Raw genomic sequence first — 21,628 nt, forward strand, 5'->3', positions numbered from 1 at the left:
ACGACCCAGTCCCGGGCCCGCTCCCCGCCCGGCACAGGGACAGCCAGCCACCAGCGCCCCGGGGACGCGGGCCGGCCGCCTGTCGGCGCGGTGCCGCCCAGCGACACCCACCAGCGCCCCGGGGAGGCGGGCCACCCGCAGTACGGGAAAGCCGCGACGGGACCGCCTCCGGCGGGACGCGGATCCCCGACCAGGCCCGCAGCAGGCCCGCAGGACGTGAATGCGATGCTGCCGCGACAGCGGCGGCTCCACATTCGTCCCGACCTTCCCCGGCTCCTCCGGTCAACCCACCACGAACGACCGGCCACAGCCGCAGAAATCCCCACGTCGCCACAAAGCAACCTCACACACAGACGAATCCCGTCAAGATCGCCGACAGGCGATCGCAGACCCACCACAGACGACCAGCCACAGCCGCCGGGCCCCCAAATTGTTGCAAAGCAACCTCACGCACAGACGAATCTCGTCAAGATCGCCGACAGGCGATCGCAGACCCACCACAGACGACCAGCCACAGCCGCCGGGCCCCCAAATTGTTGCAAAGCAACCTCACGCACAGACGAATCTCGTCAAGATCGCCGACAGGCGATCGCAGACCCACCACAGACGACCAGCCATAGACGCAGGGGTCCCCAAATTGTTGCAAAGCAACAATTTGGGGTCAGCCGGTCAGCTGGGCGATTAGGGCCCGTAGCAGGTCGAGGTCGCGGCGGCGGATCTCCGCCGGTGAACGGCCGTCCACGCCGGCGGGGACGAAGGATGCCCGGACGCTGCGTAGTTTCTCCCGCAGGTACTGGACCGCGGGTGGCGGCAGCAGGCCCTCACGCAGGAGCAGGACGACATGCCCGCCGTGCTCGACGACGTCGACGGGGGCGGCCATGGCCATGGTCACGACCCGGATGCCGAGTGGCTCCACCCGGTCGTACACCAGGAGCAACCGATCCTCCGCAATGATTTCTGCCGTGCCGTCGTCCCAGAGCACGGTTGCCCGGGGCGCCTCGAAGGGTAACCAGCCGGCCGCCTCGACCCGGACCCGCTCCTCACCCGGCGTGGGTTCACGGTGTGGCGCCGCGTGCACGGCCAGGACGGTCCCGCAGCGTGACCAGACCCCACCGCCAAGATCATCAACCGGGGACACCCGGTCGCCTTTGGCGAACATGACAAGACCGCCCTGACCATTCTGTGCCGTTGGTCCCTGCGCCGGCATGCTGTGATCGTAGAGTGACATGAACGACCGCCGGCATGGACGCCCGGACCCTCACTCCAGATCCGCCCCAGATTGCGCCCATCTGAACACTTTTCGTTACGAATTTATGATAACCCCAGGTCAGGGCCGACCCGTCTCGGCCGTTGCTGGCAGGCGTCCGACCGACGATCCAACCCAATGATCATTTCTGTCTGACGCCGGACAGCCACGAACCGGCCCCGTCCCCCAGCGTTGCCAGCTCCGACGTCACCATCCGTAACATCTCCACCAATAACGCCACCAGTAATGCCACCGGCAGCGGCGGTCCGTCGGCGGCACGCTCCGCCATGACGCGGCACGTTCCTCCGGGACACCGCATCAGCGGCGAAGCGACGTCGGGCAGCACCGACGTCGACGGCGCAGGCCCGACGYGGTGTCGACGTGCTCCAAGGTAGCCCCACGACGATCGATCGGTATCGCCTGACACTTCGAGAAGTTGGCGCTCACGGGCCAGTGGCCGGACGTACGTTCGCGGAAGCCCCTGGCCGGGTCAGTGGATGCGGGTGGCTGGCGACGACTGGCGATGGATGGCGGCCGTCCGAACAGCGCCCGCGTGATCGAGGATCCACGGACACGGTCCGAGCGATGATTCTGTCGACAGCCCATCGGAGAGGCCACTCATGCGCATGACCGGTTATCCGCCCATCGAAGAGCACGCGGTCATCGGTGACCTGCGCACGGTGGCACTCGTCGCGACCGACGGCACCATCGACTGGTACTGTCCGCAGCGCTTCGACGGGGCCTCGGTGTTCGCCAGCCTGCTGGACGCCGAACGCGGCGGCTCCTTCCGCATCCACTGCCCCGATTCCCGGGCCAAGCAGCTCTACCTGCCGGACTCCAACGTCCTGATGACCCGTTTCCTCGCCCCGCAGGCCGTCGGCGAGGTCGTCGACTTCATGGTCCCGGTGGACAGCGACGTCACCGAGTCACCGCACGCGGTCGTCCGGCAGGCCAGGGCGGTACGTGGCCGGGCCGAGTTCTCGCTGCGCTGTCACCCGCGCTTCGACTACGGGCGGGCATCACACACAGTGACGATCGTCGACGGCCAGGGCGCGGTGTTCGACTCTCCCGTCGGCAGCCTCACCCTGCGTACCGCCATCCCGCTGGCCAGCGACGGCACCGGCGTCACCGCGACCTTCGCGCTCGACATGGGGCAGAGCGCGGACGTCGTCCTGGAGTGGAACACGCCGATCCGCCCACTGGTGGACGGCGAGGCCGAACAACTGTTCAACCGTACCCTGACCTACTGGCAGAACTGGCTGCGCCGCAGCCGCTACCACGGCCGCTGGCGGGAGATGGTGAACCGCTCCGCGCTCGTGCTCAAACTGCTGGTCTACCGTCCCACCGGAGCACTGGTGGCGGCGCCCACCACCTCCCTGCCGGAGGAGCTCGGCGGCATCCGCAACTGGGACTACCGGTACACGTGGATCCGCGACGCCGCGTTCACCATCTACGCGCTCATGACGCTCGGGTTCACCGACGAGGCCGCCGCGTTCATGGACTGGCTGGAACAGCGCTGTCAGGAGGCCCCCGGCGACAAGGGCCTGCACGTTCTGTACAGCGTGGACGGCAACGCCGACCTCGACGAGATCGTCCTCGAGCACCTGCGCGGCTACCGCGACTCGAAACCCGTGCGGATCGGCAACGGCGCCGCCGGGCAGCTCCAGCTCGACATCTACGGCGAGCTCATGGACTCGGTGTACCTCTACAACAAGCTCGCCGCGCCGATCTCCTTCCAGCTGTGGGAGGCGCTCTCCCRCCAGCTGGACTGGCTCGCCAAGCACTGGGAGGAGCCCGACGAGGGCATCTGGGAGACCCGCGGCGGCCGGCAGCGCTTCACCTACTCGGCGCTGATGACCTGGGTGGCCTTCGAGCGGGCATGCCGGATATCCCGGCAGCGCGGCCTGCCCGGCCCGACCAACGAGTGGAAGGAGTACGCCGGCCGCGCGTACCGGTTCGTCCAGACCGCGGCGTGGGATCCGGTCCGTGGCRCGTACATGGAGCATCCCGGGTCGTCCCGGCTGGACGCGTCCCTGCTGTGCATGCCCCTGGTGAAGTTCGCCGGGCCCACCGACCCCCGTTTCCTGTCGACCCTCGACCGCTTCGGCGAGGAACTGGTCAGTGACAGCCTGGTACGCCGTTACGCGGCGGACGGCAGCGACGGGCTGCACGGGGACGAGGGCACCTTCAACCTGTGCTCGTTCTGGTACGTCGAGGCGCTCACCCGGGCCGGCCGGGTCGCCGAGGCCCGGCTGGTGTTCGAGAAGATGCTGACCTACGCCAACCACGTGGGCCTGTACGCCGAGGAGATCGGGCCGTCCGGGGAGGCGCTGGGCAACTTTCCGCAGGCGTTCACCCACCTCGCCCTGATCAGCGCTGCCCTTCACCTGGACCGGGCCCTCGGCTGACCCCGAAACGGGCTTCTGGTTGGCCGAACATCCTGGCCGAACGTTACGTCCGGTGGGCGGACAGCCGGCATCCCCGGCGGCTGGTCTCCTCCCGGCAACGGCCAGGTGACAGTCTCATCCCGAGGGAAAGTCCGCCGGTAGCCGACATGTTGCTGACGTCTGCCCGATCCCCCGGCAGGATGGTTGGTACACGTGGCTCACCGGGGTGGGACACGCCGGACGCCGGCGGATGGCCCGGCTCCGGCGGGCCGGACGCGCCGGCAGGGGCGGGGCGGCGGCCGAGGCAGGCCAGGGACGAGGGACAAGGGGCGCGACGATGGCGGGACTCGACGGTTTCCGGGTCGTGGTGGCATCCGGGCATGAGGCCGGAACCGGTGTGGTGGTTCGCCTGTCGGATGTTCTTGTCGTCGCCAGCACCGGCCGCCCTGGCACGTCGGACATGACCAAGACGCTGCTGGCGCTGTGCGCCGAGGCGGCCGGCGAGGTAGGGCCGGTCTCGGGGACGGGCCGGCGGCTGGTGCGCCGGGTCGCCGGGCTGCTCGTCGACGCCGACCCGGAGGTGGTACCCGACTTCGCCCTGCTGGCGGAGGTCGGCGACCGGCTGGCCGTGCTGATCCACGGCGCGATGGAGGTGGTCGTCCACGGCCCCACCCCGCTCACCCTCTCCGGGATCGAGTCGGCCACCTGGGTGGACCGCCTGCTGCCGGCCGGGCTCGCCCGCCTGGACCTCGGCCCGGCCGGCACGCTCGGACCGGCCGGTGTCGGCAGCGTGGCGAACAACCCGGCTGCCGACGCCTTCCCGCTGGACCTGCGGATCGGGGCGGTACCCGGTATCGGGGTGAGCCTGGTGGCCAGCAGCGGGCCCGTGTTCGTCCCGCCCCGGGGGGCCGAGGAGGACTTCGCCGCCGGCTTCGGCGGGCCGCACAACCCGATGACCGAGGCGGCGCCGATCCCGTCGGTGGACGCCGCGCCGGCCAGGGGCCCCGCCGACGGGTCGGTGTCGAGCGCTCCGCCGGCCCTGACACCGTTGCACAGCAGGGAACAGGAGCACGGCAGGGAACAGGAGCACGGCAGGGAACAGGAGCACGGCAGAGAGCAGCAGGAGTACGGCAGAGAGCAGGAGTACGGCAGAGAGCAGCAGGAGTTCGACACCGCCGCCCGGCTGCGTGCCGCCGAGCCCACGCAGGCCGAGGACTTCGCCACACTCACCGCCACGAACGACGACCCGCCGACCGAACTCGCCGGGCGTGYCCCRGACGCACACRTCGAGGACACCGAGAGCGAGGCGCTGACCGAACTGCCCGGCCGGGGTTTCGACGTCGCCGACCTGTTCGACGACCAGGACGCCCCGACCATGCTGCCGGGCAACTCCGAAGCCCAGGTCGAGGGCATCCTCTGCGCCAACGGCCACTTCAACCACCCGGCCGCGCCCTACTGCACCGAGTGCGGGCTGTCCCTGGCCCAGCAGACCGGCAACCCCGTCCGGGGGCCACGGCCGACCATCGGGGTGATCGTCTTCGAGGACGGCCGGACCGTCAACGTCGACAAGGACATCGTGATCGGCAGGCAGCCCGACCGGGACGACGCCGTCCGGGCCGGCCGCGCGCTTCCGTTACTGGTCGAGGACGGCGAGAGCGCGGTCTCCCGCGTCCACGCCGTCATCACGCTCAACGGCTGGGACGCGGTGATCGCGGATCAGGGCTCCGCGAACGGTACCTACATCGCCCCGCCCGAGGCGACCGTGTGGACCCCGCTGAACCCGCACGAGCCGGCTCCGCTGGTCCCCGGGACCAGGGTCCAGGTGGGCAAGCGGACGTTCGTGTTCAACTCCCAGATGCAGATCTGACCGCGGTGGCCGACGACAGCACGGACGGCGCGACAGCGGAGCGGGCCACCGACGCGGCCACGCCCACCGGTGGGCGTGCGGACGGGCCCGTCGGCGGGCCCGCAGGCCGGATTCGGCCGCGGGCACGGGCATCCTGGGTGGCGCTGCTGGCCGTGGTGGCGTTCGCTCTGGTGGCGGCCGGCGCGGGCCTGCGGGGGCTCGTCGACCGTCCACCGGGCGCGGACTCGGTGGACGCCGGGTTCGCCTACGACATGTCCGCCCACCATGCCCAGGCCGTCCAGATGGCGATGGTGGAGTTCCGCGCCGGCGCGGATGCCACCCAGCGCAGTGTCGCCCAGGACATCGCGCTCACCCAGCAGCGGGAGATCGGCATCATGTCGGCCTGGCTGACCAACTGGGGCCTGCCGCAGGTCTCGACCGAACCGCCGATGCGGTGGATGCGGGACAGCGGCGGCCATGCCGGTCACGATGCCGGTCATGATGCTGGTCACGACGCCGCGGGCGGCGGTTCGCCGGCCGGCACAGCCAGTACGGCCGGCACAGCCAGTACGGCCGGCACGGCTCCCGCCGGCTCGTCGCGGATGCCGGGGATGGCCACCGACGCCGAACTGGCCCAGTTGTCCACGACGCAGGGCCGGGAGCTGGACGTCCTCTTCCTCACGCTCATGATCCGCCACCACCGCGGTGGGATCGCGATGGCCCAGTACGCGGCGGCCCAGGCGCAGGAAGCGAACGTCCGGGCTCTGGCCAGGGCGATGGTCATCAACCAGGCCGTCGAGATCGACCAGATGCAGGCCGACCTGCGCGCGCTCGGCGCTCCCCCGGCCTGACTTCGCCTGCCGTGACGACCCGCCCCGACGCCATCCGGCCGCCCCGCCGGTCCGGTCGCCCGGGGCCATCCGGCCGGCTGATCCGGCCATGCCGCAGCGTCCTCGGCCAGCCGGCCGATTCGACGGTGCCACCGGGCCGATTCGACGGTGCCAGCGGGCAGAACCGGCAGGCCGCCCGCGCCGTCCGGTGGCGTCCTCCGGTGGTGTCGACCTCCGGGAGGGCACGCTGCGGTGACGGTGGTGGGTAGCCGTCCGCGAGGCCGGGCCGGCAGGTCCGTGTCGCCAGGCTGACAGGCTGCCAAACCGAATCATATTCATGATTTTTTTATGTTGCTCGTGCAACATCCGACCTATGTGGCTAGCAGCGAACGCCAGCACCCGGCGCCAGATGCCACAGACCGGACACAACCCGTCACAGAGCTACAAGCAGTCACAAAGTCACCAGGAGTGATCAATGATAGCCGACGCCTCCCGTCCGGCAGACCCACCGCAGCAACCGCCGAGCCAGCCGGGCCCACCAYAGCAGTCAGGCCCGCCGAGTCCGCCAGGTCCGCCGGATCCGCCGGGCCCGTCGAAGAAGAAACGGCCGCGCTGGGTGAAGGGTGTGGTGATCGGCGTGGTGGTCCTGGCCGCCCTCGTGGTCGGCGGGCCGTTCGTCTACATCAACTTCATCGAGGGTGATCCGCCGGCCGAACTGTCGCTGGACAGCGCGACGACACCTGCCAGCGCCACGGCCAGCCCGGCCACCGGCGGCACGACCGCCTACACCACCATCGACGGGACGTGGACGGTGGCCGCCGGCTCGCAGGCCGGCTACCGCGTCAAGGAGGTCCTGTTCGGGCAGGACACCACCGCGGTCGGCCGGACCTCGTCCGTCACCGGGAAGCTGGTCGTCGACGGCACCACCGTGCCGTCCGCCGACTTCAGCGTGGACGTGGCCACCATCACCAGCGACCAGTCTCAGCGCGACAACCAGTTCCGTGGCCGGATCATGGAAACGTCCCGGTTCTCCACGGCCAGCTTCAGGTTGACCCAGCCGATCGACCTCGGCTCGGTGCCCGCCGAGGGCGAACGGAAGACCTACCAGGCAACCGGCGAGCTGACCGTGCACGGTGTCACCAGGACCGTCACCGTCCCGCTGGACACCCAGCTCACCGGCGGRCAGATCCGGGTCAGCGGGCAGATCCCGGTCACGTTCAGCGATTACGACATCGACTCACCGAGCGTCGGCGGGATCCGGGTCGAAGACAACGGGATCATCGAGGTTCTRCTCAACTTCGCCAAGTCCTGAGCCCGCACCAGGCCCTGCGCCCCGCCAGGCCCTCAGCGCCAGCGGGTTCCGCGACCGGCCAGCTCCTCGGCTCCCAGCGCGCCGGCCATGTAACCATACGCAACCACATGGCCGGCGGCCGGTGATCGGCCACCGGCGAAGAAGATCACCGCGAGTTTGTCGTTCGGTACGCCCACCGGGCCGAAAAGCGCACCGAACGACAGACTCGCCCGGATCATGCTCTGTGCGGATGATCGTGGACGGCGCCCCTGGTGGCCCGGCCCCGCGGAACAGCTACGGTCAGGACGTCGTGGCCGGCGGGCCGCCGCCGGCCCGGGAGAACGGCTGCAGCCGCGTGACCAGGCCGCGGACCTCGGCCGCCGCGGCGGCGATGGTCTCCTCGGGGATGCTCGGGGAGGCACCCTCCAGCAGGACCTCGAGCGCGGACAGCCGCTCGGCGATCTCGGCCATCAGGTCGAAGTCGCGGACCCTCGCCCGGGCGAGCTCTGCAACCCGCTCGTTCTTCTCGAACAGCTCGACGAACACCGTGACCTTCGCGCGCAGCAGCCACGGGTCGAACGGCTTGGCGATGTAGTCGACCGCGCCGACGGCGTACCCACGGAACGCGTGGTGGGGCTCCCGGTCGATCGCGGTGAGAAAGATGATCGGGGTGTCCCGCGTCCGGCCACGCTGTTTGATGCGGTGCGCGGTTTCGAAACCATCCATGCCCGGCATCTGGACGTCCAGGAGGATCACGGCGAAATCGTCCACCAGGAGGCGTTTGAGGGCGTCCTCCCCTGACGACGCGGTGACCAGATCCTGGTCGAGGGAGGCCAGGATCGCCTCGAGGGCCATCAGGTTGTCGGGCCGGTCGTCCACCAGAAGGATCTTGCTACGCGGACGTTCCGTGCCGTGCGCATCCTCGGCGTCCACCGCGCCCACGAGGCTGCCCTTGCGCTCGGTCACCTGCCCGCCTCCTCGCCCACGGCGCATTGCCAGCTTTGGGGACATGCGTCAAAACCCAACCGTACAAGCCCCCTCAAGCGGTCAGGCATCCGCGACCACACGCCTTCCGCAATACTCACGTTCCGTTCCCAGGAAGTATCGCCGACAAAACATCCGATCCAGGCACCCGGTCCAGACAGCCCGGTCCAGACGAAGTCCTGCCGGTCGCGGCGCCCACCGTACCCGTGTGGGCCGGTACCGGCGCGTACCCCGCGGGCCGGTACCGGTATCCCTGCCCACCGGCCCCCGCGTCGGCGGACAGGCAAACAGACAAACAGGCGGACATCGGCGGCTCCGAGGCTCCCGTTCCATGCCCACCCGGACGCGGCCACCCACCAGGTGCGACCACAGACGGATGCGACTTACCGGATGCCGCTCAGCGCCATGCGGCCGCCTACAGCTGCGACCGCATGGCGCTGAGCAGATGCCTGAGGTCGACCGGTTTGGTGATGTAGTCGGTCGCGCCCGCCTCGAAGCTCTTCTCCCGGTCACCCGGCATCGCGTTCGCGGTCAGCACCACGATCGGCAGGGCGGCGAAGGCAGGCATCTGCCGGATCGTCGACGTGGTCTCGTTCCCGTCCAGACCCGGCAGCATCACGTCCATCAGCACCAGATCGATCATCGAGCCCTCCTGCTGGAGCAGCCGGATCGCGTCATGGCCGTTGTCCGCGTACAGCACCCGCATGCCGTGCATCTCCAGCGCGCTGGTGAGGGCGAACACGTTGCGGACGTCGTCGTCGACGACGAGCACGGTCGCGCCGACCAGCGGGTCGGTCTCGTCCAGCCCGTTGACGGGCTCGGGGCGGGCGAACTCCTCGGGCGCTTCGGTGAGGAAGGACATACCGGTCGTCACCGGCCCCGTCGCGCCCGGAACCGAACGCGACGGACGGCGTGCCGCCGGCACCGACAGCGCACCCGACCCCTCCGTGGCAGATCCGTTCCTGGCCGGTCCGTCCTTACCCGATCCCACCTGGCTCGACCACGTCGTGGCGGTCGGCTCGGGGTCGGTCTCCTCGCCCGGCACCCCGGCGGAACCGGCCGGCCGGCCGACCAACCGGGATCCCTCCAGCGGATGCCTGCCCTGCGCGCCCGCCGGCCGGCGCGACGCCGCCGCGCGGGGCTCCCCGGACAGCATGATGATTCCCTCGTTGTCCCCGGGGGTGGTGGAGGGCAGGACCTCCGAGGGCATCACCGACGGTACGTACAGGGTGAAGGTGCTGCCCTGGCCGACGGCGCTGGCGACCCCGATGGCCCCGCCGAGCAGCCGCACGAGCTCCTTGCTGATCGACAGGCCGAGCCCGGTACCGCCGTAACGGCGTGACGTAGTCCCGTCCGCCTGCTGGAAGGCCTCGAAGATCATGCGGAGCTTGTCGGCCGCCACCCCGATACCGGTGTCGGACACGCTGAACGCCAGCGCCACCGGCGCGGYGGACAGGCTCGGCGCGGTGAACGCGATCTCGTCGGACGCGACGGTGACGTCCAGGCGCACCTCACCGGAATCAGTAAACTTCACCGCATTGGACAGCAGATTCTTCAGCACCTGCTGAATACGCTGCTCATCGGTGACGAATTCCGCCGGGACGTCGCTGGCGACCGTCACCTCGAATGACAGCCCCCGCTCCTCGGCGAGCGGGCCGAATATCTGTGCGACCGCGTCGCACAGGGTCGTGGTGCGGACGGTGGTGGCTTCGACGTCCATCTTGCCGGCCTCGACCTTCGACAGGTCGAGAATGTCGTTGATGAGCTCGAGCAGTTCGGAACCGGCCGAGTGGATCGTCTCGGCGAAATCGATCTGCTTGGGGGTGAGGTTGGCCTCCGGGTTGTCGGCGAGCAGCTTCGCCAGCAGCAGCAGGCTGTTGAGCGGCGTGCGCAGCTCGTGGCTCATGTTCGCCAGGAACTCCGTCTTGTACTGCGACGACAGGGYGAGCTGCTCGGCCTTCTCCTCCAGCCCGATGCGGGCCATTTCGATTTCCCGGTTCTTCTCCTCCAGCAGCGCGGCCTTCTCCTCCAGCTCGTTGTTGGTGCGCTGGAGTTCCACCGACTGCGAGCGCAGCTCCTGGGTGAGCCGCTGCGACTGGGCGAGCAGCTCCTCCGTCCGTGCGTTCGCCATGATCGTGTTCAGGACGACACCGATCGTGCCGACGAGCTGGTCGACCAGGTGCAGGTGCAGCTCGGAGAACCGGGTGAAGGAGGCGAGTTCGATGACCCCGAGCACCTGCTCCTCGAAGAGGACCGGCACGACGACGAGATCGCTCGGTGGAGCCTCCCCGAGGCCACTGCGGATGTAGAGGTAGCCGTTGGGCACCTGTTCCACCCGGATGCGCTTCTTCTCCACCGCGGCCTGGCCGATGAGGCCCTCCCCGAACAGGAAGGTGCCGTCGGAGCGCTTGCGGGGCGCCGAGCCGTAGCCGGCGACGTGCCGCAGCTTGTCGCCCTCGATGAAGTCGAGCAGGTAGACCGTGCCGAGCTGGGCGCCGACCGCCGGCGTCATCTCACTGATAATCATCTGGCAGACCGCGTACAGGTCGCGCTGGCCCTGCATCTTGCTGCCGATACGGGCGATGTTCGACTTCAGCCAGTCCTGCTGGGCGTTCTTCTCGGTGGTCTCCCGCAGGTTGGCGATCATCTGGTTGATGTTGTCCTTGAGCTCGGCGACCTCGCCCTCGGCCTCCACCGTGATCGAGCGGGTGAGGTCACCGCGGGTGACCGCGGTCGACACCTCGGCGATCGCCCGGAGCTGGGTCGTCAGCGTGGACGCGAGCTGGTTGACGTTGTCGGTGAGGGCCTTCCATGTGCCGGCCACCCCGTCGACCGTGGCCTGGCCGCCGAGCTTGCCCTCGGTACCGACCTCCTTGGCCACCCGGGTGACCTCGTCGGCGAACGAGGAGAGCTGGTCGACCATGGTGTTCACGGTGTCCTTCAGCTCGGCGATCTCACCCTGCGCCGGCACCGTGATCTTCTGCGACAGGTCACCCCGGGCCACCGCCGTCGTCACCAACGCGATGTTGCGCACCTGGCTGGTCAGGTTGCCCGCCATCGAGTTCACCGACTCGGTCAGATCCCGCCACACCCCGGACACACCCCACACATGGGCCTGACCACCCAGATTGCCCTCGGTACCCACCTCCCAGGCGACCCGCGTCACCTCCGCCGCAAACGACGACAACTGCTCCACCATCGTGTTCACGGTGTCCTTCAGCTCGGCGATCTCACCCTGCGCCGGCACCGTGATCTTCTGCGACAGGTCACCCCGGGCCACCGCCGTCGTCACCAACGCGATGTTGCGCACCTGGCTGGTCAGGTTGCCCGCCATCGAGTTCACCGACTCGGTCAGATCCCGCCACACCCCGGACACACCCCGCACATGGGCCTGACCACCCAGATTGCCCTCGGTACCCACCTCCCAGGCGACCCGCGTCACCTCCGCCGCAAACGACGACAACTGCTCCACCATCGTGTTCACGGTGTGGGCGAGGGCCGCGACCTCACCCCGGGCGTCCACGGTGATCTGGCGGGTGAGATCGCCGCGGGCGACCCCGGCCGCGACCTCGGCGATGCTGCGCACCTGCGTGGTGAGGTTGCCGGCCATGACGTTCACCGAGTCGGTCAGATCCCGCCACACCCCGGACACGCCCTTGACCTGGGCCTGCCCGCCGAGYCTGCCCTCGGTACCAACCTCCTTGGCCACCCGGGTAACCTCGTCGGCGAACGCCGAGAGCTGGTCGACCATCGTGTTCACGGTCGACTTGAGCTCGTAGATCTCACCTCGTGCGTCCACAGTGATCTTCTGGGACAGATCGCCCTGCGCCACCGCCGTCGTGACCTGGGCGATGTTGCGGACCTGGCTGGTGAGGTTGCCCGCCATCGAGTTCACCGACTCGGTCAGATCCCGCCACACCCCGGAGACGCCCTTGACCCGCGCCTGGCCACCCAGGTTGCCCTCGGTACCCACTTCCCGCGCCACCCGGGTAACCTCGTCCGCGAACGAGGAGAGCTGGTCCACCATGGTGTTCACGGTCGTACCGATCGTGAGGAACTCACCTCGCACCGGCTGCCCGGCGATCTCCAGCGCCATGTGCTGCGAGAGATCACCCTCCGCGACAGCCGCGATCACACGCGCGACCTCGTGCGTCGGGCGCGCAAGGTCGTCGATGAGCGAGTTGACCGCCTGGCTCGACAGCGACCAGCCGCCCTCGAAACCGAGGTCGGCCATCCGCTCGGTCAGCCGGCCGTCCCGCCGGATCACCTTGCTGACCCGTTCCAGCTCCCCGGAGTGCCGCTGCTGCAGGGCCGCCAGCTCGTCGAAGCGCTGGGCGATCAGCGCGTCGCGGCCGGACCGCTCCCCGAGACGGGCGGAGAAGTCACCCGCGCACAACGCCGTCAGCGCACCGAGCAAATCGTCGATGAAGTGGTCGTCCACGGGCGCGGATTCCGACACCATCGTCATGGTGGAGCCCTCCAAACCGGCGTGCGCGGGAATCTCTCACGTCTGGCAGACCATCGGAACGGACCGGCGTCCGTTCATCAGGCATCCAGCAGTGCTCGGCGACAGTATCCGTCAGGGCTTGCTGTGCGGATATAGCGGATCCATCCGGCCGTGTGCCGCGCGTGCCGGCCCGGACCAGCCCGGAAGATCCGTCGGCCGCGCTCCACGCGACGGCCAATCCCTCATGACCGGACAACACAGGAGAGACTGACCGGCATGCTTCACATGCTCGGCGAAGAGGGGTTCCGCCGCACCCTCACACTTCCACCGGTCATCGATTCACCGGGATCGGCCCGCCGGTTCATTATCGACACGTTGCACGGCCGTCTCCACGCCGATGCCGTTGATATAGTGCTACTATTAGTAACCGAGCTTGTAACTAACGTAATCGTACACGCCGGCACCGACGCGACAATCGACATTCGACACCGCGATGGACGCCTCGTCGTCACGGTCAGCGATCGACATCCCCTGGCGTTGGGCACGGTACCRATCACCGGCCAACCCGGCCACGCTCCCGCCGCCGCCCGCTCGGCGGCCATCGACGGCCCGGGGAGCTCACCGGTACCCGTAGCCACGGCGGCCGGTGCGCTCCCGCCGGCGGCGCCCGGGAGCGTCACCGGCGAGTCCATCGCGGACAGCGGCATCGACAACCTGCGTGAGGACGGCCGCGGCCTGTCGCTGGTGGACGCGCTGAGCACGGCGTGGGGCACCGAACACGACCGGACGGGCAAGAAGGTGTGGTTCCGCCTCGACGCCCCCGACGGTTCGCCCACCGACGCCGAAGCCGCGGGCGGGCCCGGCCCGGCCGCCGCGGCTGCTGAGACGGCCCGCGCCGGCGCCCGGACAGTGTCCCCTGGTCTGTCCCCCGGCTTGCCCTCCAGCTTGCCCTCCAGCTTGCCCCCCGGCTTGCCCCCCGGCTTGGCGGCCCATGGGAGCGGATCCGCCGCCGGGCCCCCGGCCGCGGTGGGCGCGCCCGCCACGGCGGCCACGGTGGTGGGCCCACGCAGGCCGGCGCGGTTGCTCTCGTCCACCCTCACCCGTGTCCTGTCGGTCGAGGAGGAGGTCGGTGAACTGCTGGCGCAGCTCGTCGACGCGCTGCCGTCGTCCGGGGCGGGCCTCGTGCGGCGCAGCCATAACCGGGCGGGAGCGGCGGAGGTGGTGGCAGCCTTCGGATCGACCGGTTCGGAGCGGGACGCTCGCCGCATCCCGCTGGACTCCCGTGACGGGACCGTCGGAGAACTGTTGCTGTGGTCACCGGGCCTCCCGGCGTCCACCGGCAGGGCACCCACCGGTGCGGCCCGCGTGTGCCAGCTCGACGACGACGCGGGCGGCATCCACGACGACGCCATCCATGGCGATGTTCATCGCGATATCCATGGTGCCGTCCGTGACGACATGGATGGCGCTGTCCACGGCGACCTCGAGGAACGGATCCAGCTGGTCGCCCGTTGGATGGCGCTGGCGCTCGGCGGTGCCCATCTGCGACGTGTCGAGGAACGCCGGATCGGCATGCTGTCCTTCCTGGCCGAGGCGTCCGACCTGCTCGCGGGCAGCCTCGACACCGACCGGAGCCTGGCCCTGCTCGCACGCCTGCCAGTGCCCCGGCTGGCCCGCTGGTGCACGGTCCACCTGTTGCGCGACGACGGTGCGATCAAGCTGGCCGCCGTCGGCCACGTGGACGAGGCCGCGGCCGGTGCCCTGTCCGCCTGGGCGGACGACCCGGCCGGGACGCTGGTCGCCCACCTGCAGGCGGCGCTCACCGACACCGTGCGGGTCGCCACCGTCGACGGCGCGCCCACCGTCATCGCCGCGATGCGCGCCCGTCGCCGGGTGCTGGGCGTGCTGACCCTCGGCCGCGCCGCCGGGAACAACTTCGAGGCCGACGAGATCGAACTGCTCACCGACCTGGCCCGCCGCGCGGCCTTCACGGTCGACAACGCCCGCCTGTTCCGCCAGCAGGTGGAGGTGGCCGGCGAGTTACAGGCCGGACTGCTGCCGCCCGAACTGCCCCACATCGACGGGATCGAGCTCGGCTCGTCCTACCGCTCGGCACGGGCCGGTCTGGAGGTCGGCGGTGACTTCTTCGACCTCGTCCCGGATCCGGACGGCGGCTGGACGATCATCATCGGGGATGTCTGCGGCAAGGGCGCGGAAGCCGCCAACGTCACCGGGGTCGCGCGGGCCGTGCTACGGCTGCTGGCCGGCCAGCGCCACAACCTGCCCGACATCATGATGGATCTCAACCGGGCGTTGCGGGACACCGCCAGCTACCCGAACCCCGCTGGTCAGGGACGTTTCTGCACGCTCGCGGCGGCCCAGCTGCGGCCCGCTGGCGAGCTCGGCCCCCCGAGCGAACCGGGCCCGCCGGCGGACGAGCCGGGCCCGCCAGACGAGCCGGAGCGGTCAGGCGGTCCCCGGCCGTCGGGGGCACGCGGTCCCACCGGCCTGGCGCGGCCGGCTGCCCGGTCCGAAGCGCGGTCGGTCGAACGGGTGGTCTCGATCTGCATGGCCGGGCATCCGCTGCCGGTTCTCGTCCGGGCGGACGGGACGGCCGTGTTCGTCGCGCAACCGGGAACGCTGTTGGGGGTCCTCAACGACGAGGATGCGATCTTTCCCGAGGTGCGGGTGTCGCTGCGGGCCGGGGACGCGCTCGTCCTGTACACCGACGGAGTCGTCGAGGCACGCCGCGGCCGGGAACTCTTCGGCGAGGAGCGGCTGCTGGCCACCCTGCGCGGCTGCGCCGGGATGTCCGCCCAGGGGATCGCGGAGCGGCTGCGGGCGGCTGCCGAGCGGTTTGCCGGCGGCCGGCTGCGCGACGACGTCGCGGTGCTCGCGGCCCGCATACCAACATGACACTCCGCGATCCAGTGAAACCTTTCCACGGGAGATCGTGACGGAAGCAAGCGATACCGTTACCGTACGTTATAAAGACTACCCGGCATCCGCCCGTTGACCGTGAAAGACCGGAAGTGCTTGGAATAGCCGGCCTGTGGGTAGACGTACAGGGATGTCGTCACATCGGATTCGGTGATCAATGAATACACAGACGGGGTGGAAAAGGACATGATGACCCGCGCGTCGTCGTTGCGCCCCTCGGCCACGCACATGCTGGTCGAGCTGCCCTACGTGCCCGCGGCCGTCCCRCAGGCACGCCGTGCGCTCAGGGAGCAGCTCGCCCGCACGAATCTGTCCGAGGAAGCCGTCGGGACAGCGGAACTCCTGGTCAGCGAACTGGTCACGAACGCGGTCAAATACGGCAAGCCACCCGTCTGGCTGCTGCTCGAACTACGGCCAGGCCTCGTACACGCCTCTGTCTCGGACACGTCTGTCGTGCTACCGCAGCGGCAGCAGGTGGATCTCGGCAGCGAGGGCGGCCGTGGCCTGCTCGTCCTGGACGCTCTCGCCGGTAGYTGGGGCGCGGTGGCGGTGGACTCGGGGAAGTACCTCTGGTTCGACCTACCCGTCCAGTCGCCCGTCCAGTCGTGAGCTGAACGCGCGTGCAGTTGCCACCGTCGGCCGGCCGGCTGCACGCCCTACCCGTCAGCCGGCTGCCCGCAGCCACGCTGCACTGGCTGCGCGGCGCCCTCGGAGCACGCGGCGGCGCCCCCGGCCGATTCGCTCATCCCCCGAATGCTCCCACCGCCTCAGCGGCCTTCGCCGGAACGTTCACCGAGGCCTTCACCGGGGCACAGCCTTTCACCGGCGCACAGCCTTTCGCCGGCGCGTACGCCGATCCGATCAGTGCGTACATCTACGATCTTGACGTCGCGGCCGGTAACGCCGCCCGGCTGAAAGCCGCGTTACCGCCATGGGCCGCGATCTTCTATGCGGTGAAGGCAAACGGCTACCCGCCGGTCCTCGACGCCCTCGCCACTGGCCACGGCCACGGCCACGGAGCCCAGCAGGCCCACAGCGCCCAGCACACCGGCACCACCGGCCACAACCTCCCCACCGGCCAGGGGGTGGACGGTTTCGAGGTCGCCTCCAGCCATGAGATCCAGCTCGCGCTGGACAGCACCCAGCGGATCGGGCGGCCTGCCCGCATCGTCGTCTCCGGCCCGGGGAAGTCCGTCCCGCTGCTGGCCACGCTCGTCGAGGCCGCCAGGGCCGGCGCCGAGGTGACCGTCAACGTCGAAAGCCCCGGTGAGCTGCGCCGGCTGAACCACGTCGCGGGCCGGRCGGGCCGCCGGATACCGGTCACGCTGCGGGTCAACCCGTCCCGGGTGGCCCTCGCCGGCTCGCTGCGGATGGGCGGGGTGGCCAGCGCCTTCGGGATACCCGAGGCGGACGTCCCCGACGTCCTGGCCGTCGCCCGGTCACTGCCCTGGGTCGACGTGGCCGGCTTCCACGTCCACGCCGTGTCCGGGAACCTCGACGCCGCCGCGCACCTGGACTACGTCCGCTGGTGTCTGGGGTACGCGGCCGCCACGGCCGCCGCGCACGGCGTCGACCTGCGGGTCGTCGACGTCGGCGGCGGGCTGGGGGTGCCCTTCGAGCCGGACCGGCGCGGCGAACGCCCCTTCGACCTGGACGCCTTCGCCGCCGGCCTGCGGGCGACACCGGTCCCGGCCGGGGTACGGGTGCTGTTCGAGCCGGGACGCTGGCTGGTCGCCGACTGCGGCGCGTACGCGGCCGAGGTCACCGACGTCAAACACGCCCACGGCACCGACTTCGTGGTGCTGCGGGGCGGCATCCACCACTTCCAGCTGCCGACGTCCTGGGAGATCGTGCACAACTTCGGGGTCGTCGCGGTGGACGACTGGCCGTACGACTTCCCGCGCCCCGGCGTCGCCGGACGGCCGGTGACCGTGGTCGGCGAGCTGTGCACGCCCGAGGACACCCTCGCCCGCGACATCACCGTGGACGCGGTGCGCGCGGGCGACATAGTGGTCTTCCCGATGGCCGGCGCCTACGGATACGAGTTCGCCATGCAGGGGTTCCTGGGGCATCCGCCACCGGTACGGGTCGCGGTGTCGCGGGACTCGGGCGGCGGCTTCACCCACGTCCACACAGGTTCGACGCACCACACAGGTTCGACGCGGCACGGCCCGGCACACGGCGGCTCGACCTACACCGTCTCTTCGACCCATACCAGCTCGACGTCCACCGGCTCGGCCCACACGAGCTCGACGCACACCAGCTCGACGCACACCGGGGGCTCCCACAGCACCTGGACCACCCGACGTGACGAGCGGACGTGACTTTCGTGGCCTCCGCAGCTCACACGGCCCGCGCAACCCGCGCAACCTCTGTRATCATCTGTGATTTCCGCGGCCTCCGCGACACTGTGYGGCTTGGCCTGCGGCGGGCGCTTCGGCTGCGTACGCTGGGAGCCCAGCGGCGGCTCAGGACCTCGGCGGCGAAGGTGAGGGCGGCGCATGCGTGTCTACGAGAACCTGGCCGCGGTGGTCGGCGGAACTCCACTGATCAGGCTGAACGCGGTCACCGCGGGTATTGCCGCACCCGTGTTCGCCAAGCTGGAGTACGTCAATCCGGGCGGATCGGTGAAGGACCGGATCGCCCTGGCAATGATCGACGCCGCGGAGGCCACCGGGCAGCTGCGGCCGGGCGGGACGATCGTCGAACCGACCAGCGGCAACACCGGAGTGGGGCTGGCGATCGTGGCCGCGGCCCGCGGCTACCGCTGCGTGTTCACCATGCCCGACAAGATCAGTGAAGAGAAACAGGCAGTGCTGCGGGCCTACGGCGCCGAGGTGCTGGTCTGCCCGACCGCGGTCGCCCCGGACGACCCCCGCTCCTACTACTCGGTCGCCCGCCGCGTCGTCGCCGAGACGCCCGGCGCGTGGAGCCCGGACCAGTACTCCAACCCGCACAACCCCGCCGCGCACCACGCCAGCACCGGCCCGGAGATCTGGGCGGACACCGACGGATGCGTCACCCACTTCGTCGCCGGTATCGGCACCGGCGGGACGATCAGTGGCACCGGCCGCTACCTCAAGGAGGTCAGCGGCCGGCGGGTACAGGTCGTCGGCGCCGACCCGGAGGGGTCGGTGTACTCCGGCGGCAGCGGGCGGCCCTACCTCGTGGAGGGGGTCGGCGAGGACATCTGGCCGACCACCTACGACAAGGCCGTCGTCGACCGGGTCGAGGCGGTCAGCGACCGCGACTCGTTCCTGATGACCCGGGAGCTGGCCCGCCGCGAGGGCATGCTGGTCGGCGGCTCCTGCGGGCTCGCGGTGGTCGCCGCGCTGCGGGTGGCCCGGGAGCTGGACGCCGACGGCTGCGTCGTGGTGCTGCTCCCGGACTCCGGCCGCGGCTACCTGTCGAAGATCTTCAACGACGAGTGGATGTACGACTACGGTTTTCTCGACCGTCCCTCGGACGAGCCGACGGTCGCCGAGGTGCTCGCCCGCAAGGCCGCCGACGCGACCAGCCCGCCCGACCTGGTACACGTGCATCCCGACGAGACCGTCGGCGCGGCCATCTCCTATCTGCGCGAGTACAACGTCTCCCAGATGCCGGTGGTCCGCCAGGAGCCGCCGCTGCGTTCGGCCGAGGTGGCCGGCGCCGTCATCGAACTGGAGCTGCTCGGGGCCGTGTTCGCCGACCGGGCCGCCGTCGACGCCCCGGTGGCCGCGTACATGTCGCCGCCGCTGCCCACGGTCGGCGCCGGCGAGCCGCTGTCAGTGCTGGTTGCCGCCCTCGGCGCCGCGCCGGCCGTGCTCGTGCTGGAGGACGGCAACCCCGTGGGCATCCTCACCCGGTCCGACCTGCTCAGCTTCCTGGCCACCCCGTAACCCCACCGAGGAGCCCATGACCAGCGCCGACGACCCTGTGACCAGCGATCCTGCGGCCGACGATCCTGTGGCCGACAACGCGGTAACCGGTGTGGACGGCTCCGCGGCCCGTGCCGACGGCCCGCGCCGCCCGGCGCCCGTCGGCGCGTGGCCGGCCGGCGCCGAGGCCTGGGCCGGTACCGGCTTCGAGACGGTGGCGATCCACGCGGGGCAGGACCCCGACCCCGTCACCGGCGCGGTGGTCGTCCCCATCCACCCGTCGTCGACGTTCGCGCAGGACGCCGTCGGGGTCCCGCGCGGTGCGTACGAGTACGCCCGCTCGTCCAACCCGACCCGCACCGCGCTGGAGACCTCCCTGGCCGCGCTGGAGGTGGGTGCGCTGGGGCTCGCCTTCGCCTCCGGGATGGCCGCCGTGGACGCGGTGCTGCGCACGGTGTGCCGGCCCGGCGACCACGCGGTGATCCCGTTGGACGCCTACGGCGGCACCTACCGGCTGTTCGCGCGGGTGCTCGCCGAGTGGGGCGTGGAGTACACCCCGGCGCCGCTGAACGATCTCGACGCGGTGCGGGCGGCGATCCGCCCGGGCCGTACCCGACTGCTGTGGTCCGAGACGCCGACGAACCCGACGCTGGGTGTCTCCGACATCGCCGCGCTGGCCGACATCGCCCACTCCGCCGGCGCGCTGCTGGCCGTCGACAACACCTTCGCCACCCCGTACCTGCAGCAGCCGCTGGCCCTTGGTGCCGACGTGACGGTCCACTCGACCACGAAGTACCTCGGCGGACACAGTGACGTCGTCGGTGGCGCCGCGGTGGTGGCCGACCCGGGGCTGGGGGAACGGCTGCGGTTCATCCAGAACGCCACCGGGGCGGTTCCCAGCCCGTTCGACGCCTGGCTGGTGCTGCGGGGGGCGAAGACCCTGGCGGTCCGGATGGACCGGCACTGCGCGAACGCCCGCCGCGTCGCGGAGCTGCTGGCGGGGCATCCCGCGGTGGCGGCCGTGCACTACCCGGGCCTGCCGGACGACCCGGGCCACCAGGTGGCGGCGAAGCAGATGCGTGACTTCGGCGGGATGGTGTCGTTCGCCCTGCGCGGGGGCGAGGAGGCGGCGGTCGAGGTGTGCCGGCGGACCAGGGTGTTCACCCTCGCCGAGTCCCTGGGCGGGGTCGAGTCGCTCATCGAGCATCCCGGGCGGATGACGCACGTCTCGGTGGCCGGTTCTCCGCTGGAGGTGCCCGCGAACCTCATCCGGCTGTCGGTCGGCATCGAGTCGATCGACGACCTGCTCGAGGACCTCACCGAAGCCCTCCCCGACCGCCGGGATCCGTAGGTGGTTTCCGTCACCCCGACAGCGTTTTCCACCTACGCCTCGTTCGGTCGTAGGTGGCTGCCGTTGGAGGGGTGACGGTTTTCACCTACGACTTCCGCTGTGCCGTCGGGCCGTGCTGTCGGGCCGTGGCCAGCCCCGCGGGTGCCGCGTGGGCTCGGCGTTGCCGCACCGGCAGGGTTCGTCGTCGGATTGCGGCGAGCGAGAGGATGATTACAGTCACGGCTCGCGTCCCCCCTGCCAACAGCTGCTTAGGTTAGGCTTCCTTGAATCCAACGGAAGCTCACAGGTGGCATGATCGAGCGGGAACGCCCTTGCCCGCGCCCGAGGTACCGCGCCGGATCGGCTCCGCCGACCGGAAAGGTCCGCAGGACCCGGGCCCTCGGACCCGGCCATCCGCCCAGGCCCCACAGCTGAGCCCTCGGACCGGATCACTCAAGGAGCCCAGG

At 70.4% G+C, this 21,628-nt stretch carries 14 protein-coding genes; 9 read left to right on the forward strand and 5 right to left on the reverse strand.

The annotated features are described in order from the left end of the window. Window positions 1-661: 661 nt before the first annotated feature. Both BL254_RS01465 and BL254_RS26715 read right to left on the reverse strand, forming a co-directional pair. Window positions 662-1,159 carry a hypothetical protein gene (locus BL254_RS01465; RefSeq protein WP_235433209.1) on the reverse strand — a complete coding sequence of 166 codons (498 nt, stop codon included), beginning with the start codon at window positions 1,157-1,159 and terminating at the stop codon, window positions 662-664. A 229-nt stretch (window positions 1,160-1,388) separates the two neighbouring features. Beyond that, entirely contained in the window at window positions 1,389-1,535 is a 147-nt protein-coding gene (locus tag BL254_RS26715) for a hypothetical protein (protein WP_157180343.1), read from the reverse strand. A 331-nt stretch (window positions 1,536-1,866) separates the two neighbouring features. Here BL254_RS26715 and BL254_RS01470 point away from each other — a divergent pair, with 331 nt between their 5' ends. The 4 genes from BL254_RS01470 to BL254_RS01485 all read left to right on the forward strand — a co-directional run bounded on the left by BL254_RS01470 (window position 1,867) and on the right by BL254_RS01485 (window position 7,621). Beyond that, window positions 1,867-3,654 carry a glycoside hydrolase family 15 protein gene (locus BL254_RS01470; RefSeq protein WP_076842286.1) on the forward strand — a complete coding sequence of 596 codons (1,788 nt, stop codon included), beginning with the start codon at window positions 1,867-1,869 and terminating at the stop codon, window positions 3,652-3,654. 316 nt (window positions 3,655-3,970) lie between these two features. Beyond that, complete coding sequence (locus BL254_RS01475; RefSeq protein ID WP_076842287.1) at window positions 3,971-5,500, forward strand: FHA domain-containing protein; 1,530 nt, start codon at window positions 3,971-3,973, stop codon at window positions 5,498-5,500. Window positions 5,501-5,505: 5 nt separating this feature from the next. Beyond that, on the forward strand, window positions 5,506-6,330 hold the full coding sequence (locus BL254_RS01480) for a DUF305 domain-containing protein (protein WP_076842288.1): 825 nt from the start codon (window positions 5,506-5,508) through the stop codon (window positions 6,328-6,330). 595 nt (window positions 6,331-6,925) lie between these two features. Continuing rightward, complete coding sequence (locus tag BL254_RS01485) at window positions 6,926-7,621, forward strand: YceI family protein (RefSeq protein ID WP_076842289.1); 696 nt, start codon at window positions 6,926-6,928, stop codon at window positions 7,619-7,621. Window positions 7,622-7,653: 32 nt separating this feature from the next. On the opposite strand, the gene BL254_RS01490 is transcribed toward BL254_RS01485, so the two are convergent. The 3 genes from BL254_RS01490 to BL254_RS01500 all read right to left on the reverse strand — a co-directional run bounded on the left by BL254_RS01490 (window position 7,654) and on the right by BL254_RS01500 (window position 13,052). Further along, window positions 7,654-7,839: a hypothetical protein gene (locus BL254_RS01490; protein WP_076842290.1), complete on the reverse strand. Its 186-nt coding sequence runs from the start codon at window positions 7,837-7,839 to the stop codon at window positions 7,654-7,656. Between the two features lie 61 nt (window positions 7,840-7,900). Continuing rightward, complete coding sequence (locus BL254_RS01495) at window positions 7,901-8,566, reverse strand: two-component system response regulator (RefSeq protein ID WP_076842291.1); 666 nt, start codon at window positions 8,564-8,566, stop codon at window positions 7,901-7,903. A gap of 433 nt (window positions 8,567-8,999) precedes the next feature. After that, window positions 9,000-13,052 (reverse strand): HAMP domain-containing protein, encoded by a 4,053-nt coding sequence (locus BL254_RS01500; protein WP_076842292.1) that lies wholly within the window; start codon window positions 13,050-13,052, stop codon window positions 9,000-9,002. Window positions 13,053-13,307: 255 nt separating this feature from the next. On the opposite strand from BL254_RS01500, the gene BL254_RS28065 reads away from it, so the two are divergent. From BL254_RS28065 to BL254_RS01525, 5 genes are all read left to right on the forward strand, one after another. Further along, window positions 13,308-15,947, forward strand: coding sequence for a SpoIIE family protein phosphatase (locus BL254_RS28065; RefSeq protein ID WP_371389773.1), 2,640 nt, complete (start codon window positions 13,308-13,310; stop codon window positions 15,945-15,947). 210 nt (window positions 15,948-16,157) lie between these two features. Further along, window positions 16,158-16,580: an ATP-binding protein gene (locus BL254_RS01510; protein WP_047224859.1), complete on the forward strand. Its 423-nt coding sequence runs from the start codon at window positions 16,158-16,160 to the stop codon at window positions 16,578-16,580. Window positions 16,581-16,591: 11 nt separating this feature from the next. Next, on the forward strand, window positions 16,592-18,295 hold the full coding sequence (locus BL254_RS01515; protein ID WP_076842294.1) for an alanine racemase: 1,704 nt from the start codon (window positions 16,592-16,594) through the stop codon (window positions 18,293-18,295). Window positions 18,296-18,472: 177 nt separating this feature from the next. After that, entirely contained in the window at window positions 18,473-19,852 is a 1,380-nt protein-coding gene (locus tag BL254_RS01520; RefSeq protein WP_047224850.1) for a cystathionine beta-synthase, read from the forward strand. Window positions 19,853-19,868: 16 nt separating this feature from the next. Further along, window positions 19,869-21,182 (forward strand): cystathionine gamma-synthase, encoded by a 1,314-nt coding sequence (locus tag BL254_RS01525; RefSeq protein ID WP_076842295.1) that lies wholly within the window; start codon window positions 19,869-19,871, stop codon window positions 21,180-21,182. The last annotated feature ends 446 nt before the right edge of the window (window positions 21,183-21,628 follow it).

It is taken from the genome of Protofrankia sp. BMG5.30, assembly GCF_001983005.1.
GTDB lineage: Bacteria > Actinomycetota > Actinomycetes > Frankiales > Frankiaceae > Protofrankia > Protofrankia coriariae.

Excerpts from the sequence above, each read along its gene's own strand:
- BL254_RS01525 (WP_076842295.1), top strand. The coding sequence starts at position 19,869 with ATGACCAGCGCCGACGACCCTGTGACCAGCGATCCTGCGGCCGACGAT.
- BL254_RS26715 (WP_157180343.1), bottom strand. The coding sequence starts at position 1,535 with ATGGCGGAGCGTGCCGCCGACGGACCGCCGCTGCCGGTGGCATTACTG.
- BL254_RS01520 (WP_047224850.1), top strand. The coding sequence starts at position 18,473 with ATGCGTGTCTACGAGAACCTGGCCGCGGTGGTCGGCGGAACTCCACTG.
- BL254_RS01465 (WP_235433209.1), bottom strand. The coding sequence starts at position 1,159 with ATGTTCGCCAAAGGCGACCGGGTGTCCCCGGTTGATGATCTTGGCGGT.
- BL254_RS01490 (WP_076842290.1), bottom strand. The coding sequence starts at position 7,839 with ATGATCCGGGCGAGTCTGTCGTTCGGTGCGCTTTTCGGCCCGGTGGGC.